Annotated in this window: 15 protein-coding genes; 13 read left to right on the top strand and 2 right to left on the bottom strand. The window is 59.6% G+C overall.

Translation table 11 applies throughout. The features are described from left to right. Nucleotide 1: 1 nt before the first annotated feature. On the bottom strand, nt 2-1,468 hold the full coding sequence (locus tag F3J36_RS04005) for a catalase (RefSeq protein ID WP_021505996.1): 1,467 nt from the start codon (nt 1,466-1,468) through the stop codon (nt 2-4). A 476-nt stretch (nt 1,469-1,944) separates the two neighbouring features. Between F3J36_RS04005 and F3J36_RS04000 the strand changes: the two genes are divergently transcribed. From F3J36_RS04000 to F3J36_RS03990, 3 genes are all read left to right on the top strand, one after another. After that, a complete protein-coding gene (locus F3J36_RS04000) occupies nt 1,945-3,366 on the top strand; it encodes a carbohydrate porin (protein ID WP_371741993.1) in 1,422 nt (473 codons plus the stop codon). Nucleotides 3,367-3,532: 166 nt separating this feature from the next. Further along, nucleotides 3,533-4,210 (top strand): glutamate racemase, encoded by a 678-nt coding sequence (locus tag F3J36_RS03995; RefSeq protein ID WP_088518228.1) that lies wholly within the window; start codon nt 3,533-3,535, stop codon nt 4,208-4,210. An 80-nt stretch (nt 4,211-4,290) separates the two neighbouring features. Continuing rightward, nucleotides 4,291-4,995, top strand: a complete 705-nt coding sequence (locus tag F3J36_RS03990; RefSeq protein ID WP_125308632.1) for a pirin family protein — start codon at nt 4,291-4,293, stop codon at nt 4,993-4,995. A 116-nt stretch (nt 4,996-5,111) separates the two neighbouring features. Here F3J36_RS03990 and F3J36_RS03985 read toward each other — a convergent pair whose 3' ends face one another. Next, the gene (locus F3J36_RS03985; protein WP_021506001.1) at nt 5,112-5,570 is read right to left on the bottom strand and encodes an RpiB/LacA/LacB family sugar-phosphate isomerase; all 459 of its coding nucleotides are present in this window, start codon (nt 5,568-5,570) and stop codon (nt 5,112-5,114) included. A gap of 433 nt (nt 5,571-6,003) precedes the next feature. Here F3J36_RS03985 and F3J36_RS03980 point away from each other — a divergent pair, with 433 nt between their 5' ends. The 10 genes from F3J36_RS03980 to F3J36_RS03935 all read left to right on the top strand — a co-directional run bounded on the left by F3J36_RS03980 (nt 6,004) and on the right by F3J36_RS03935 (nt 16,909). After that, nucleotides 6,004-7,338 carry an MFS transporter gene (locus tag F3J36_RS03980; protein ID WP_058769829.1) on the top strand — a complete coding sequence of 445 codons (1,335 nt, stop codon included), beginning with the start codon at nt 6,004-6,006 and terminating at the stop codon, nt 7,336-7,338. A 1-nt stretch (nt 7,339) separates the two neighbouring features. Then, entirely contained in the window at nt 7,340-9,085 is a 1,746-nt protein-coding gene (locus tag F3J36_RS03975) for a dihydroxyacetone kinase family protein (protein WP_088518231.1), read from the top strand. A gap of 2 nt (nt 9,086-9,087) precedes the next feature. After that, on the top strand, nt 9,088-9,864 hold the full coding sequence (locus F3J36_RS03970; RefSeq protein WP_166718975.1) for a triose-phosphate isomerase family protein: 777 nt from the start codon (nt 9,088-9,090) through the stop codon (nt 9,862-9,864). Further along, nucleotides 9,861-10,679: a sugar phosphate isomerase/epimerase gene (locus F3J36_RS03965; RefSeq protein ID WP_058758582.1), complete on the top strand. Its 819-nt coding sequence runs from the start codon at nt 9,861-9,863 to the stop codon at nt 10,677-10,679. The genes F3J36_RS03970 and F3J36_RS03965 overlap by 4 nt, the downstream gene beginning before the upstream one ends. Continuing rightward, on the top strand, nt 10,676-11,533 hold the full coding sequence (locus F3J36_RS03960) for a phosphogluconate dehydrogenase C-terminal domain-containing protein (protein WP_088518233.1): 858 nt from the start codon (nt 10,676-10,678) through the stop codon (nt 11,531-11,533). Before F3J36_RS03965 ends, F3J36_RS03960 begins: the two co-directional genes overlap by 4 nt. Before the next feature lie 108 nt (nt 11,534-11,641). Beyond that, entirely contained in the window at nt 11,642-12,607 is a 966-nt protein-coding gene (locus tag F3J36_RS03955) for a sugar-binding transcriptional regulator (RefSeq protein ID WP_021506007.1), read from the top strand. Nucleotides 12,608-12,763: 156 nt separating this feature from the next. Continuing rightward, nucleotides 12,764-13,867, top strand: coding sequence for an ABC transporter ATP-binding protein (locus F3J36_RS03950; protein WP_058758581.1), 1,104 nt, complete (start codon nt 12,764-12,766; stop codon nt 13,865-13,867). A 27-nt stretch (nt 13,868-13,894) separates the two neighbouring features. Next, nucleotides 13,895-15,172: an ABC transporter substrate-binding protein gene (locus F3J36_RS03945; protein WP_166718974.1), complete on the top strand. Its 1,278-nt coding sequence runs from the start codon at nt 13,895-13,897 to the stop codon at nt 15,170-15,172. 10 nt (nt 15,173-15,182) lie between these two features. Beyond that, nucleotides 15,183-16,094, top strand: coding sequence for a carbohydrate ABC transporter permease (locus tag F3J36_RS03940; protein ID WP_021506010.1), 912 nt, complete (start codon nt 15,183-15,185; stop codon nt 16,092-16,094). After that, nucleotides 16,091-16,909 carry a carbohydrate ABC transporter permease gene (locus tag F3J36_RS03935; RefSeq protein WP_166718973.1) on the top strand — a complete coding sequence of 273 codons (819 nt, stop codon included), beginning with the start codon at nt 16,091-16,093 and terminating at the stop codon, nt 16,907-16,909. Before F3J36_RS03940 ends, F3J36_RS03935 begins: the two co-directional genes overlap by 4 nt.

The raw sequence follows: 16,909 nt of genomic DNA, 5'->3' as shown, positions 1-16,909 counted from the left end.
ATTAACGCTTGGCGCGCTCGGTTTGCACCCGCTGGGCAATGCGATCGCCAATCGTCTGGTCGATGTTGCGCCAGTACTCAAACGCGCGCGACAGCACTGGCTCCTCCACGCCGTTGAGCAGATGACCGCTGACGTTATTCACCAGACGGTCACGTGCCGCCTCATCCAGCACTTTATTGACCAGCGTATTGGCCTGGCCAAAGTCATCATCATCCTGACGCAGCGTGTAGGGCGCGCGCACCATGTTGCCGTGCGCTTCCCAGGTGGAATCCGTCGGGTAGCGCTCGCCGTCCGCCGCCGGACCGCCTTTCGAATTCGGCGCGTAGACCGGATCGCTGACCGGATTGATGCGCATCGCGCCATCCTTGCTGTAGCTGTGCACCGGTGCCTGCGGGGCGTTGACCGGAATCTGCTTGTAGTTAACGCCAAGACGGGCGCGGTGGGCATCGGCATAGGCAAACACCCGGCCAATCAGCATCTTATCCGGGCTCAGCCCGATGCCGGGCACCAGGTTGTTTGGTTCAAACGCCGCCTGTTCAATCTGCGCGTGGTTGTCGGTCGGATTGCGGTTGAGCATCAGTTTACCGACTTTAATCAGCGGATAATCGCTGTGTGGCCAGACTTTAGTCAGATCAAACGGGTTGAAGCGGTAGGTTTCCGCCTCGGCGAACGGCATGATCTGCATGTACAGTGTCCAGCTGGGGAAATCACCATTTTTGATGGCGGTAAACAGATCGCGCGTATGGTAATCGCCGTCCTGGCCGGCCAGCAGATCGGCATTATCCTGCGTCAGGAACTCCACACCCTGATCGGTTTTGAAGTGGTATTTAACCCAGAATTTCTCTCCGGCGGCGTTAACCCACATATAGGTGTGGCTTGAGTAACCGTTCATGTGGCGCCAGCTTTTCGGAATGCCGCGATCGCCCATCAGCCAGGTCACCTGGTGCGCCGACTCTGGCGACAGCGTCCAGAAATCCCACTGCATATCGTTATCACGCAGATTGTTGTCGGCACGGCGCTTCTGCGAGCGGATAAAGTGCTGGAACTTCATCGGGTCACGGATAAAGAACACCGGCGTGTTATTGCCCACCATGTCGTAGTTGCCTTCGCTGGTGTAAAACTTGATCGCGAAGCCGCGCGGATCGCGCCAGGTGTCCGGGCTGCCACGCTCGCCGGCCACGGTGGAGAAGCGCATCACCACATCGGTTTTGGTGCCGGGCTGAAATACCGCCGCTTTGGTGTAGCGGCTGACATCTTCTGTCACCTGAAAATAGCCAAATGCACCGCTGCCTTTGGCGTGCGGCTGACGCTCTGGAATACGTTCGCGGTTGAAGTTAGCCATCTGCTCAATCAGGTAGTGATCGTGCAGCATCAGCGGGCCGTCAGGACCGACGGACAAAGAATGTTCGTCGCTGGCTACCGGAATGCCAGCATCCGTGGTGGTCGGCTTGCGATCGTCATTGCTCATAATATCTCCAGCTTTTGTAAGGATAATCCAACCACTAAGCGTAGCAGCGAGGCGCAGGCTTGCCCGAATAATTGCGCCGTCTCATCTGGTTGCCGCATTAAGCGATGCGGTACAGCTCGCAAATTTGTTTTTATTTCTGCTGCTGGCTAAGCAGATTTTCCGTGCCGGAAAAAGCGCCATTCTGCGAATGGGATCGGAAAAGAAAAATTAATTCACCCGTCTTTTAAGACAGGTCGCAAAGGATTTTTCCATTTAAGTAAAAACAGACCTTGAATTAATCAATCATTTTATAACTTCATGTAAAATATCACTTTTTAATTTAATGATATTGATCAAAAAGAACCGCAACCCGCTTATTTATGCTCTCGCTGCGTCAAAGGCAATCCCGTTGTAATTAATGAATGGACATAATAAGAGAGATAAATATGGTGATGCATAAGGCTAAAACCGCGCGCCTGGCGCTGGCTATCGCGGGGATGATGGTGGGTGGCAGTGCAGCGGCACAGTCATTAACGCTGGAGCAGCGTCTGGCCCAGCTGGAAGAGAAAATCGCGCGCGATGAGCAGCAGCAAAAGGAGGCGAGTGCCGGAACAACCAACACGTTCCGCTTTTCCGGCTACGCCCGTTCCGGCCTGCTGATTAATGATAAAGGGCGCGGTGGACGTGCCGGACCTGCTATTTCGCCTGCCAGTTCGATCGGCGGCGATGCGCATATTGGCCGGTTAGGGAATGAAAAAGATCACTACATCGAGCTGGGCTTTCATAATCAAACCCGGTTCAGTAATGGTTCGTGGGCCAATTTCAAAGCGCTGCTGGCAGATGGCTCATCCAGTCCGGACCCGTGGGTGCAGAATAACGACAATAATCTGAATATCCGCCAGGTGTATGTCGAAATGGGGGATCTGCCCAGCTTTGGGGGCGCCGCGCAACATGCCTCGCTGTGGGCAGGTAAACGCTTTGACGGCGACAATTTTGATCTGCACTTCACTGATACCGATATCGTCTTTCTTGGCGGCACCGGCGGCGGCATCAGCAACCTGCAATGGAACGAGCAATGGCGCAGCGATTTCTCCATTTATGGCCGCAGTTTTGGCGACCTGGGCAGCAGCCGCTACGACGATAACAACGTGCAAAACCTGCTGCTGACCTCGAACCAGTTTTACGGTAACTGGCAGTGGATGCTGACCGGCATGAGCGCAAACGGCAACGACGAGCTGAAAGGGCGCGCATCGACCACCGGCAGCTATGCGCTGCGCAGTGACGATACGGCAAAGCACGGCGTGTTTACCATGCTGGCCTGGCACGATAAAAACCGCTTCTACGGACTGGCACCGGGCAGCAGCACTCACGCCATTCAGTGGGGGAAAGGGCTGGGCGCAGAAACCCGGCAGATCGGTGGCGACGGCGACTTAACGCGCAACGCCAGCGCGCTGCGACTGGCCACCTTTGGCGTGATGCCACTCAGCGATCGCTGGTCAGTCGCCCCGTCGCTGCTGGCGCAGCACAGTGAAGATCGCTACCGCAAAGGCGATCGCTATGACTGGGCAACCATCAACCTGCGCGCCTCCCAGGCGATTACGGAAAACTTTGCGCTGCAATATGAAGCGTCGTGGCTGTATATGGACCTCAAACCCATTGGCCGCAGCTATCAGGATGGCGGCAGCATCGCGACGTACAACGCGGTGAAGGGCGACGTGTATAAGCTGACCTTTGCGCCAACATTTAAAGTCGGCAACATCAACGACATGCTGGTGCGGCCGGAGATTCGCCTGTTCGCGACCTGGATGAACTGGTCTAAAGCGCTGGACAACTATGCGCTGAACGATGATTTCGGCAGCGCGGGCTTTACCGCTGGCGGTAGCTGGAACTTTGGCGTACAGGCAGAAGTGTGGTTCTGAGATCGCACTTCGCGCTGACCGGCTGAAGGAAGGTTGCACGGTGTGAGGCGTTGAAACGGCCTCGCACCGCATCCGGCGAAACCTGCCAGGCAGCGGTAAAGCTGCATTCCGTCACCGATTGCGGCTATAGTGCAACGTACTAAACCTGAAGCGATAAGGAATCGTTGTGACCATTGCCTGCCTGCATACCGCCGCCAGTAATATTGCTATTTTTGATGACGCCGCACAGTCGCTCGGCATTCCGCCTCAGCAAATCAGCCATCTGGTGATGCCACATCTGCTGGCAGAAGCAGAGCTCAGCGGTGGCATGACGCCGGCCCAGCAGCAGCGTCTGGAGCAGCTGTTACTCAGCCTGACGCCGTGGTTCGACGCGATACTGATTACCTGCTCTACCTTAGGTGCCGCCGCAGACAGCCTGCGCGATGCACAACAGCACTGTGCGGTTTATCGCACTGACCGTATGCTGGCGGACGAAGTGCATCGCCGTGGCGCACCCGCGCTGGTGCTGTGTGCCGCGGAGTCTACGCTGCACAGCACATGCCAGCTGTTTTGCCCGGAGCGTCTGGCACCCGACCAGCGTCCGCAAGTCAGGCTTATCCCTGATGCCTGGGCCGCATTCAAAGCTGGCCGGCTGGACGACTATTACACGCTGATCGCCGATGCCGTCGCTCAGGGACAGCAGCAGGGCGCGGTTCAGGTGGCGTTAGCGCAGGTGTCAATGGCCGGGGCCGCGTCGCGTTTTCCTGCGCCACAGCGGCCACTCACCAGCCCGCACCTGGCGCTCAGCTTCGTACTGCAGCAGGCTAAAGGCGCGGACGAAGGTCATTCAAAACCACTGATTTAAGCCAACAAAAAGCCCTACTGTTACGCAATTTTGCAGCCTTTATGATGGTCATCAGAACCTGACTTTTAAGGAAGCCACTGATGAACGTGATTAAAGCGCAGCGCGACCAGCTGTTTGAATACGGTCCCTTTACCATTCGCCGGCAGCGGCCGGGAGAACCACTGGGCACGCTGGCGATTGTCGACCAGATGACGCTGAAGCCCGGCGCGGTAGTACCGATGCGCCGCCATCAGGATGATGAGATTTTCAGCTATGTCTGGCGCGGCTCGGTGCAGTACCGGCGCGAGGAGGGAGAGACCCTCGCCCTCAACGGCAAACGCGCACTGCTGGTGAACGCGGGCAGTGGGGTACGTCATGAAGAGTCAGCACCGCTGATTGAAAGCGAAATGCTGCAGGCATACATCCGCCCGGCATCCGGCGGCGGTGAAGGGCAGGTACAGAGCGTATACCGGGCAGAAGGGACGGCGCTTAACCAGTGGACGATGCTGGCCGGTCCGCAGCACAGCGCGGCACCTTTGACGCTGCGTCAGGCCGTTTACATCTATGACGTCAGGCTGGATCGTGGCGCACAGATCGAGGTGCCGCATTTGCCGGGTTATGCCAGCTGGGTCACGGTGCTGGAGGGCATTGCACGCACCGGGGATGTGCGACTGCAAAAGGGCGATGCGGTGAGCGATAGCGCTGCCTTGCCGGCTATCCACGGTGAACGCGACGCCCTGCTGGTCGCCTTTCTGGTGCAGCAGGATGCGCCTGCAGTGCTCAGCGGTACGCTAAGCGGCAGTTAAAACACCGGCTATGACACGGCTGGCACGCACCAAAGTGGCCAGTCGTGTCAGCGTGCCGCTGGCGATGTCACGCACTCAGGCGCTGCCGGCTCTGCAACTCAGCGCCCGATAACCTCTTATTTCGCGTGTGACACCTGTTCGTAGTAACCGATCTTCTCCACTTTGGCGGTCGAACCGCCACCTTCAAACTCGGATGCCAGCCAGGCGTTAACGATGTTTTTCGCCAGCTCCGGCCCAATTACGCGTGAGCCCATGGTCATGATCTGGGCATTATTACTTTTGCGCGCGCGCTCGGCGGAGAAGGTGTCATGACACTGCGCGGCGCGCACGCCTTCCACTTTATTGGCAACAATCGCGACGCCAATGCCGGTGCCACACAGCAAAATGCCGCGCTCAAACTGCTTTTGCTGCACCGCCGTAGCGAGCGCAAACGCCACGTCCGGATACATCGGGCGGTCATTTTGCGCGTCGTTACTGTAATCAGTTACCTGATAATCCTGCTCTTCCAGCAGCTTTTTAATGATGTTTTTCAAATCGATAGCCGCATCATCGGCACCAATAGCGATAGTTTTCATCACGTCTCTCCAGTGATACAGGGTCTGACACCTGCACATATGTTCGTCAGGTGATTAGATGTTCACTGATAGCCTGCCACAAAATCAAACATATGTTCAATACATGCTCATATGATTTAGCGATCGGCCACGCAAAATCTCGCGCACCCCCTGATGTAACGATCGCGCAGCGCCGCTCTGCTGCGAAAAATCCTGAAAATGTCGCTGAAATCAAATCTCATGCGCACTGTCACACTTTCGCCAACTGCACTTGAGGAATGAGCAAATATCCATGTAGTGTTCATTTATTCGCATGACCCTATCCATGTACAAGAAGACCCATTGAGGACTCGAACATGTGTCATTTGCTTCTTACCTCGCATTTTGTCTGTCGCCAGCGCCGGTTTTGCGCCTGGCCAACACCGTCTCACTGCGCACGTTTCGGAGGTGCGTTATGAATCAGTCTGCTGTCAGCGCGGTTGAGCAGACCGCAATCCGCAAAATCTCCTGGCGCCTGGTACCGTTTGTGGCGCTGATGTTCTTTATCAACTTCCTCGATCGCACCGCCATTTCCTTTGCCGGGCCAAACGGCATGACGCAGGACCTCGGCCTCAGTGCGCTGCAGTTTGGTCTCGCCTCCGGCATCTTCTTTATTGGTTACATCCTGCTGGAAGTGCCCAGCAACCTGGCGCTGCATAAGTTCGGCGCGCGGCGCTGGCTGGCGCGCATCATGATCAGCTGGGGCATCGTCTCGCTACTGTTTACCTGGGTCAGCAGTGTCGAAGGGCTGTATACGCTGCGCCTGCTGCTGGGGATTGCCGAGGCTGGTTTCTTCCCGGGCGCCATCCTTTATCTCAGCCTGTGGGTGCCGGCGCGCCACCGCAGCAAAATTCTCTCGTTGTTCTACCTGGCACAACCGCTGACGGTGGTATTTGGCGCACCGCTGGCTGCCTCGCTGATTGAGCAGCACGGCCTGTTCGGCCTGGAGGGCTGGCGCGTAATGTTTATGGGCGTGTCGCTGCCGGCAATCCTCATCGGGATTGTGGCGCTATTCTGGCTGGTGGACTCGCCGCGTCAGGCGAAGTGGCTGAATGACGACGAGAAAAACTGGCTGATAGCCGAGCTGGAAGCGGAACATCAGCACAAGCAGGGCCAGCATCCGCACAGCGTGCGTTCGGTGATGGGCAACAGCCGCGTGTGGATGCTGTGCCTGATCTACTTCGGCTTTATTTACGGCCTGTACGCGCTGGCGTTCTTCCTGCCGACCATTATCGCCGGCTTCCAGCAGCAGTTTGGCACCACCTTCAACGTGATGCAGAAAGGGCTGATCACCGGCGTGCCGTACCTGATCGCCGCCGTCGTGATGTTTTTCTGGTCGCGGGATGCCGCGCGGCGCGGCTGTAAAACCTGGCACATCGCGATTCCTGCGGTCGCGGGCGGCGTCAGCGTACCGCTGGCGCTCTACATGGATTCACCGTTTACCACCATCCTGGTGATCGCCGTAACGGCCAGCGCCATCTTCGCCGCATTGCCCAATTTCTGGACGCTGCCAACGCAGTTCCTGACCGGCGCATCGGCCGCGGCGGCGATTGCGCTGATTAACACCCTGGGCAACGTGGCGGGTTTCTCCGCCGGTTACATCACCGGCGCACTGCATGATGCCACTCACAGTTATGTGTTACCGATGTTCGTGGTCGGCGGTTTTATGCTGCTCTCCGCTGTATTGATGCTGTTCCTCAATCGCCGTCGCGCGCAGCCTCTGCCAGCCTCATTTGTACAGGAGCAATAACATGACGTACCTGTTTAACCAGCCATCCGCGTTTGCCGCGGAACTGATCGAAGGCTTTGTGGCCGCCAACGCCGATAAAGTACGCCAGGTGAGCGGTGGTGTGGTGCGCAGCACGCGCAGCCAGCCGGATACCGTGGCGGTGATTGTCGGTGGCGGTTCCGGTCACTATCCCGCCTTTGCCGGATTGGTCGGCCAGGGCCTGGCGCACGGGGCGGCAATGGGCAATCTGTTCGCTTCGCCGTCAGCGCAGCAAATCTATAACGTCGCGCGCGCGGCGCATAACGGCGCGGGTGTGCTGTTGCTGTTTGGAAACTATGCCGGTGACGTGCTGCATTTTGGTCAGGCGTGCGAGCGGCTGCGCGCTGAGGGTATTGCCTGTGAGGTGCTGGCGGTAACGGATGATGTGTCCAGCGCCAGCCACGATGAGCGTCTGAAGCGACGCGGCGTCGCCGGCGATCTGTGTGTGTTTAAAGTGGCGGCGGCCGCGGCAGAAGCGGGTGACGATCTGGCTACGGTGCTGAAAAAAGCGCAGCACGCCAACGATCGCACCCGCACCTTCGGCGTGGCATTTTCCGGCTGCACGCTGCCGGGCGCTGCGCATCCACTGTTTGAGGTAGAGAAAGGGCGCATGGCGCTCGGGCTGGGCATCCACGGTGAGCCGGGCATCAGCGAAACGGCGGTGCCGCGTGCCGACGAGCTGGCAGAAATCTTTGTCGACCGGCTGCTGAGTGAGCGGCCAGCGGATGTGGCGCAGGTGGCGGGACAGCGCGTGGCGGTAATCCTCAACGGTCTCGGTTCAGTCAAGTATGAAGAGCTGTTTGTGGTGTATCGCCGCATCGCCCAGCTGCTGTCGGCGGCGCAGTTGCAGGTGGTGGAGCCGGATGTCGGCGAATTCGTCACCAGTTTTAACATGGCAGGCGTCTCGCTGACGCTGATGTGGCTTGATGATGAACTGGAAACGCTGTGGCGCGCGCCGGCCAATACGCCAGCCTACCGCAAAGGCAGCGTCCTGATTGCCGAACCGCTCAGCGCCGCCGAGTGCGAAGAGATCCGTGAAGAGACGTTACCGCAGGCCAGCACCGCATCACAACACAGCGCCCGGCGCGTTCTTGAGCTGCTGGAAGCGGTGGCAGTGATGATTCAGCGTCATGCCGGCCAGCTGGGCGACATTGATGCGGTAGCGGGCGACGGCGATCACGGCATTGGCATGGAGCGCGGCATACTCGGCGCAGTGGAAAAGGCGCGTGAGGTGGCCGCGCGTGGCGCCGGCGCTGGCAGTCTGCTGTGTCGCGCCGCCGATGTCTGGGCGGATAAAGCGGGCGGCACGTCCGGAGCCCTGTGGGGCGTGGCACTGACCGCGCTCGGCACCGCGCTGGGCGACAGCGCGGCAGCGGATGCAACACGCGTCGCTGCCGGCGTCCGGGATGCCAAAGAGGGCATTATGCACTTCGGCAAAGCGCGCGTCGGTGATAAAACCATGGTTGACGTGCTGGTTCCGTTTAGCGACACGCTGAGCGCTGCGGTCGCGCAGGGCGCATCACTCACTGAAGCCTGGTTACGTGCGGCAGCGGTGGCGGAGCAGGCCGCGCAGGCCACCGCACAGCTGGTACCGAAAGTGGGGCGAGCGCGGCCGCTGGCAGAAAAAAGCGTTGGCACGCCGGACGCCGGTGCGGTTTCACTGGCGATGATCGTCAACACCGTTGGCAATCTGTTAAAAGAACACAGTGCATCTGAACAGGGAGCGTAATTATGGCTCAGCCTAAAATCTGGCTTGGCGTCAGCCTGAAAATGTATTTCGGCTACCAGCAAACGCTGGCGTGGTGTCGCGAAGTTGTGACGCTGGCGCAGCATCCGGCAGTGCAGCGCGGTGATGTCGGGCTGTTTGTGCTGCCCGCTTATCCGGCCATCCCGGCGGTAACAGAGATTTTTGCCGGCACGCCGGTGCGCGTCGGCGCGCAGGACGTGTGTCAGGCGGAAAACGGCGCCTGGACCGGTGAGGTCAGCGCCAGCATGCTGCAGGAGCTGGGGTGCTCACTGGCAGAGATCGGCCACGCCGAACGCCGTCGCCATTTTCATGAAGATAAAACGCAGATTGCCGCCAAAGTGGCGATGGCGCTGCGTTATCGCCTGACCCCGGTGCTGTGCATCGGTGAACCGCAGCAGGGCACGCCTGAGCAGGCGATTGCGCTGTGCCAGCAGCAGCTGCAGGAGGCGCTGGCGCAGGCAGTACAGCACAATCTGCACGGAGAAGTGTTGTTTGCTTACGAACCGCAGTGGGCCATCGGTGCCCCGCAACCGGCGCCGGACAGCTACATCCGCGCGGTGTGCAGCGGGCTACAGCAGCTGACGACGCCAGACGGCATCACGCTGCGGGTGATTTACGGCGGCAGCGCCGGGCCGGGTCTGATTCAGCGCCTCGGCGGCGACGTCAACGGCCTGTTCCTCGGCCGCTTTGCCCACGATCCGCAGGCGCTGGCGCAAATCGTGCAGGAAGCCAGTGAGCTGGCTGAGGAGCTGCCGTCATGAGCCGCATCGGACTCAGCACCTACGCTTTTTTCTGGCGCATGTCGCCCCAGGTGCCACAGCCGCTCACGCTGGCGCAGATGCTGCAGCACACCGCCGATCTCGACGTGTCAGTATTTCAGATCTGCGACTACCCGGCGATTGAGCAGTGGTCAGATGAACAGCTGCTGGCGCTGCGTCAGCAGGCGGATGCGCTTGGCATCACGCTGGAGCTGGGTACGCGCGGTCTCGGCAGCGCGCACCTGCGCCGCTATCTGCACATCGCCGCCATTCTCGACGCGCGCGTAGTCCGCTCAATGTTCAACACCGCCGATCACCGGCCATCGCTGGATGAAGCGGCCAATCTGATTGCTGCCGTGCTGCCGGATTTTGCCCGCCAGCAGGTGCGGCTGTGCCTGGAAACCTACGAGCAGGTCAGCAGCGCGGCGATGATGTCGGTGATCAACCGCTTTCTCTCGCCGTGGCTGTGTGTCTGTCTCGATCCGGCCAACTGCGTCGCCGGACTGGAACTGCAGGAGCAGGTGATCGCCAATACCGCTGCGCGCGTCGGCAATCTGCACATCAAAGATTTCGCTTTTACCCGCCGTGCCGGCTGGGTCGGTTTTACCCTGGCCGGCTGTCCGATGGGCGAAGGGAAGCTGGATTATGACCGGCTGATCGCCAGCGTGCGGCCGGTCGATCGCGACATCAACCAAATCATCGAACACTGGTTGCCGTGGCAGGACGATGCCGCGCAGACCTGCGCGCGGGAAGCCGAATGGACCCGCCGCGCCGTTGAATTCCTACGCAGTAAACAAGATCAGGAGTCGTTAACATGAGCAAGGCATTGAAAACCATCACCGTGATCGGCGCAGGCGGCAAAATGGGCATGCGTATTTCCGCTAATTTGCAGCACAGCGCTTATCAGGTGTTTTACTGCGAGAATTCACCGCAGGCGCAGCAGCAGGTGACTGCACAGGGACGCGAGCTGTCGGATGCCGCGTCGGTGGTGCCGCTGAGTGACGTGGTGATCCTCGCCGTGCCGGATATCGTACTGGGCAAAGTCTCGCAAAGCGTGGTGCCACAGATGCAAAGCGGTGCGGTGCTGCTGACGCTCGATCCGGCCGCGGCCTACGCCAACCTGATCGCCCAGCGTGACGGCATCGAGTATGCGGTCGCGCACCCGTGCCATCCGTCAGTATTTCTGGCCCGCTACACCAAAGAGGAGCACGCCGATGCGTTTGGTGGCGTTGCTGCCGTCCAGCACGTCGCGGCAGCCTGGGAAAGCGGCAGCGCTGAACAGAAGGCAGAGCTGAGTAAGGTAATCAGCGTGATGTACGGCCCGGTTGATCAGGTGCACTGGGTCACGGTGACGCAACTGGCGTATCTGGAGCCGACGCTGGTCGAAACCGTCGCCTGCATGGTCGGTGCCTTCATGAAAGAGGCGCTGGATGAAACGGTGAAACACAGCGGCGTCCCGGAAGAGGCAGCGAAGGCCATGCTGTACGGCCATATTCAGATTGCGCTGGCGGTGGCTTTCCGCGCCACCAACCCGTTCTCGGACGCCTGCATGATCGCCATGGAGTATGGCCGCGAGAAGATCATCAAACCGGACTGGAAACAGATCTTCGATCAGCAAGAGCTGGATAAGGTTATTGCCCGCATGCTGAAAATTGACGCCATTCAGCGTTAAGCGTGACAGCCGCGGCGACTCGCGGCGTTGCTGGCTGGCGAAGCGAGTCGCATCAATGATATAACTCCCTGCTGAGCACTCCGCACGACGATACAAGACAGGTAACGGATGGAAAAAAACACGCTTTCTCAGGACTCCGAGCTGCTGACGGAAATTGCCGTCGCCTACTATCAGGACGAAATCACCCAGGAGGAGATTGCGCGTAAGTTTGGGATTTCCCGTATCAAGGTGGGGCGACTGCTGAAACGCGCGCGTGAAGAGGGCATCGTCGAGATCAATGTGCGCTACCATCCGGTGTTCAGTACGCGGCTGGAACAGCAGTTGCAAACGCGCTTTCCCCATCTGCAGCGCGCGCTGATTGCCCTCGATTCGCCAGACAGCGACGAGCAGCGGCGTCAGGTGGCTGCGCTGGTGTCGGCGCATCTCGCGCAGTCGCTGAAAGACAACGCCATTGTCGCCGTGGGCCAGGGACGCAACGTGGCGGCCGTCGCCGATTATCCCGGTCAGGTGCCGACGCGCAACTGCCTGTTTATCAGCGGCATCGGCGGCACCCATCGTCCGGGGGATGCCATCAACGCGGACCACATCAGCCGCCGGCTGGCCAAAAAGTTTGGCGGCATCAGCGAAACCCTGTACGCCCCGGCTTACGTCGAAAACCGGGCGCTGCGCGACGCCTTCATGCAAAACGGCACCATCAAAGAGACGCTCGACCGCGCGCGCAAAGCGGATGTGGCACTGGTGGGCATTGGTGACATGAACGAAAACAGCTATATGGTTAAGCTCGGCTGGTTCACACCGCACGAAATCATTGATGCCAGCGTCAATCAGGGCGTGACCGGTGATGTGGCCGGCTATGATTTTTTTAATGCCCAGGGCCAGCACGTGGATACGGTGATGAACGACCGGGTAATTGGCCTGAGTATCGACGAGCTGCGTAAAATTCCCTGCGTGATTGCCATTGCCGCTGAAAACACCAAAGCCATGGCGATCCTCGGCGCGCTGCGCACCGGCGCTATCGACATCATTGCCACCACGGCGCAGAACATCCGCACCATTCTGAGCATGTCACAGTAACGCATAAACGCCTGCCCGGCGCGGCCTGCGGGCGTGCCGGGTGAGGGGGATGCTGCGCCAGGTCGCCGTCCATCACCCAACCGTCACGTCAGCGCCATAAATCTTTCATCCGCCTCAGCTAGCTTACCGCCATTCTGATTTCAGGACTGCGGATGCATGAGCCATCTCTCGCTGCAACACATCACCAAAACCTGGGGCGATAAAATCGCGCTGCAGGATATCAGCTTCGACGTGGCGCAAGGCAGTTTCGTCGCACTGCTGGGGCCTTCAGGCTGCGGTAAATCGACGCTGTTGCGCACCCTCGCCGGGCTGGAAACGGCCGACAGCGGCCGCATTTATTTCAATCACACCGACGTCACGCCTCTGCCACCGGCGCAGCGCAAGCTGTCGATGGTGTTTCAGTCTTACGCGCTGTTTCCTCACCTGAGCGTGCGGGAGAACCTGCTGTTTGGCCTGAAGGCGCGCGGAGAAGATAAGCAACAGTTTGCCGCCCGGCTGGCGCAGGTCAGCGCACTGCTTGAGCTGGAACCGCTGCTGGCGCGCCTGCCTTCACAGCTCTCCGGCGGCCAGCAGCAGCGCGTGGCGCTGGGCAGGGCGGTGATCGCCAACAATACGCTGTGCCTGATGGATGAGCCGTTATCCAACCTGGATGCCAAACTGCGCCAGAGCATGCGGCGCGAAATCCGCGCGCTGCAAAAGCAGCTCGGGCTGACCATGTTGTACGTCACCCACGATCAGACCGAAGCGATGAGCATGGCCGATCACATCATTCTGCTCAACGATGGCCGCATTGAGCAACACGGCACGCCAGACCAACTCTACAACCAGCCGGCGAGCTGTTTTGCCGCGCAGTTTATTGGCGCACCGCCAATGAATATCCTGCCACTGCACAGCAAAGGCGCGCATCACTACCTCAGCCATCTCAGCACACCGCTGCTGAGCTATGCCGGCGAAACGGCGCTAAGCCTGGGCCTGCGCGCGGAGGATATCCAGCTGGTCGCCCCGCAGCAGGCCGCGCTGAGTGCGCGGGTAGTGAGCTACGAATACATGGGCGCGGATACGCTGCTGGTCTGTCGGTTGCCCGGCATCACGGAATCACTGACCGTCAAAGTGCCCGGCCTGCAGCGCTTCACGGATGACAGCCTGGTCGGCCTGCAGTGGTCCACCAGCCGGCAATACCTGTTTTCCACCACCAGCGGCCAGCGCTGTGTCGCTGCAGAACACCCGATGTTGCTCGCTGAGAAAAAATACGCTGTTTAACCGTTGTCGTTTATTCAAGGGAAAATCATGTCTGCGATCCGTTTCTCGCCTCTGGCTTGTGTCGTTATGCTGTGTGCCTCCGCGTCGGTGTTTGCTGCTGAGCCGGTGAAGTTACAGATGTACTATCCGATTGCGGTCGGCGGTAAAGTCAGCCACACCGTGGAAGCCCTGGTGGCGGATTTTGAAAAACAGTACCCTGAGATCAGCATTCAGCCGGTCTACACCGGCGATTACGCCACCACCGTGACCAAAGCGCTGACGGCGTTTCGCGGCGGTAACGCACCGCAACTGGCGGTGATGGGCGATATTGAAGCCTGGTCGCTGATGGATGCCGGTGCCATCGTCGCCGCCAGCGATTTAGCCACGGGTGAAGAGGGCAAACAGTGGATCGACAGCTTCTATCCGGCCTTTCTGCGTCGCATTGCGGGCAAAGTGTGGGGCGTGCCTTTTCAGCGCTCAACCGTGGTGATGTACTGGAACAAACAGGCATTTGAGAAAGCCGGTCTCGATCCGAATACACCGCCCGCCACCTGGCAGCAGGTGGTGGCATTCAGCAAAAAACTGACGCTGAAACAGGCCAGCGGCGTCAGCCAGTGGGGCATTGAAATCCCTTCCACGCCGAACGGCTACTGGAATTTCCAGGGGCTGGCAGCCACCAATGGCGGACGACTGGATAACGGCAAGGGCAACGCCGTGTATTTCAACACGCCGGGCAACGTGGAAACCCTGCAGTGGCTGACCGATCTCGGCCAGAAAGAGGAAGTGTCGCCGAAGGGTGCGATTGCCTGGGGCACCACGCCGCAGGATTTTATCAGCGGCAAAACGGCCATGATGGTCACCACCACCGGCAACCTGACCAACGTGCACGACAACGCGACCTTCCCGTTTGGCGTCGCCATGCTGCCGGAGAAAACCCAGCGCGGCAGCCCGACCGGTGGCGGCAACCTGTACGTGTTCAAAAGCGCCTCACCGGCGCAGCAGGCGGCGGCGATGCGCTTCATCCGCTGGGTCACCGCACCGGAACAGGCCGCGCGCTGGAGTATCGCTACCGGCTATGTCGCCACCTCGCCGGCAGCGTGGGACACGGCGGCAATGAAAGCCTATGTGCAGCAGGTGCCTCAGGCACTGGTGGCGCGTGAGCAGCTGAAATATGCTCAGCCGGAACTCTCGACCTACAACAGCGTGCAGATTCAGGACGCGCTCAATCACGCCATTGAAGCAGCGGTGACGCAGAGCAAAACCCCGGCCCAGGCGCTGGCCGATGCGCAGAAACAGGCTGACCGCCTGCTGAAAAACTATCAGTGACGGCCGCGTGATGAGCTCATTCTCTGGCAGCGCCGCCACGCTGCGCCCGCGCGGGTGGTCATTGCAGCTCAGCGGCTATTTGCTGCTGCTGCCCGCGCTCAGCTTCCTGCTGCTGTTTACCCATTACCCGGCACTGGCCACGCTGTGGCAGAGCCTGTTCAGCGCTGCGCGCGCTTCGCATCCGGCCCATTTTGTCGGGCTGGATAACTATCGCGCGCTGCTGGATGACGACATTTTTATGCAGTCGCTGTGGAATAACCTGCTGTATGCGCTGATCACCATTCCGCTGGCGGTAACGCTGGCGCTGCTGATGGCGCTGGCGGTCAATCGTCGGCTGCGCGGCAACGCACTGGTGCGTGCGGCCTTCTTCATTCCGTCGCTGCTGCCGATGATCGCCATCGCCAATCTGTGGCTGTTTTTCTATACACCGCAGCTTGGCATCCTGAATAGCCTGCTGGCATGGTTTTCGCTACCGGCGGTCAACTGGCTCGGCGAGCCGGATACCACGCTGTACTGCCTGATGGCGGTTTCGGTATGGCGCGAGGCGGGCTTTTTCATGATCTTTTATCTCGCCGCCCTGCAGCAGATCGATCCGCGCCTCAGCGAAGCCGCCGCCATTGAAGGCGCATCGCGCGGTTACTTTTTCCGCCGCGTGCAGTGGCCGCTGCTGTTGCCAACCACGCTGTTTGTGCTGATCAACGCCTCGATGAACGCCTTCCGCATTGTCGATCAGGTGATTGCCATGACCAACGGCGGCCCGAACAACAGCAGTAGCCTGCTGCTGTTTTATATCTATCGTACCGCATTCAGTTTCTGGGACATGCCAGCCGCGTCGGCCATGACGGTGGTGCTGCTGGTGATCCTCGGATCGATTGCGTTGATCAAATTTCATCTGCTGGACAAGCGAGCCCATTATCAATGAAAGCTGCATCCTCTCCGGGCGGTTTTGCGCTCAACCTGCTGATTTGGCTGGCCGCGCTGCTGTGGAGCTTGCCGATGCTGGTGGCGCTGTGGATTGCCATTCATCCGGCCGCCGGACAGGGGCACTTTTCGCTGCTGGCGCCGCTGACGCTGGAGAACTTCATCAATGCCTGGCACGCGGCACCGTTTGCCCGCTACTTTCTCAATACCACGCTGCTGGTGCTGATGATTGTGGTAGTCCAGCTGGTGCTGGCCACGCTGGCCGCTTATGCACTGGTGCGGTTCCGCCTGAGATTTTCCGGTTTCCTCTTCGCGCTGATTCTGCTGCAGCTGATGATCAGCCCGGATGTGCTGATTCTGAATAATTACCGCACCATCAGCGCGCTCGGGCTGCGCGATACCCTGACCGGCATTGCGCTGCCGTACTTTGCCTCGGCGTTCGCCATCTTTCTGCTGCGGCAGACATTCAAAAGCATTCCGCTGGTGCTGGAAGAGGCGGCAACCGTTGAGGGGGCCAGCCGGTTTTACATTCTGCGCCACATCTACATTCCGCTGGCAAAGCCAATCTATGTGGCGTTCGCGCTGGTCTCGATCAGCTTCCACTGGAACGATTTTCTCTGGCCGCTGGTGATCACCGACTCGGTTCAGGTGCGTCCGTTAACCGTCGGGCTGCAGCTGTTTTCTGCGCCGGAGCAGGGCGTGCAGTGGGCGCTGATTGGGGCAGCAACACTGATGACCACCTTGCCGCTGCTGCTGCTGTTTTTGCTGTTCCAGCGGCAGTTTATTCAGTCATTCATGCGTGCCGGAATTCGCTAA

The sequence above is a fragment of the Pantoea sp. Cy-640 genome (genome assembly GCF_011752635.1).
GTDB classification, from domain to species: Bacteria; Pseudomonadota; Gammaproteobacteria; order Enterobacterales; family Enterobacteriaceae; genus Pantoea; species Pantoea dispersa.
This window is presented reverse-complemented; position numbering and strand designations above follow the sequence as displayed.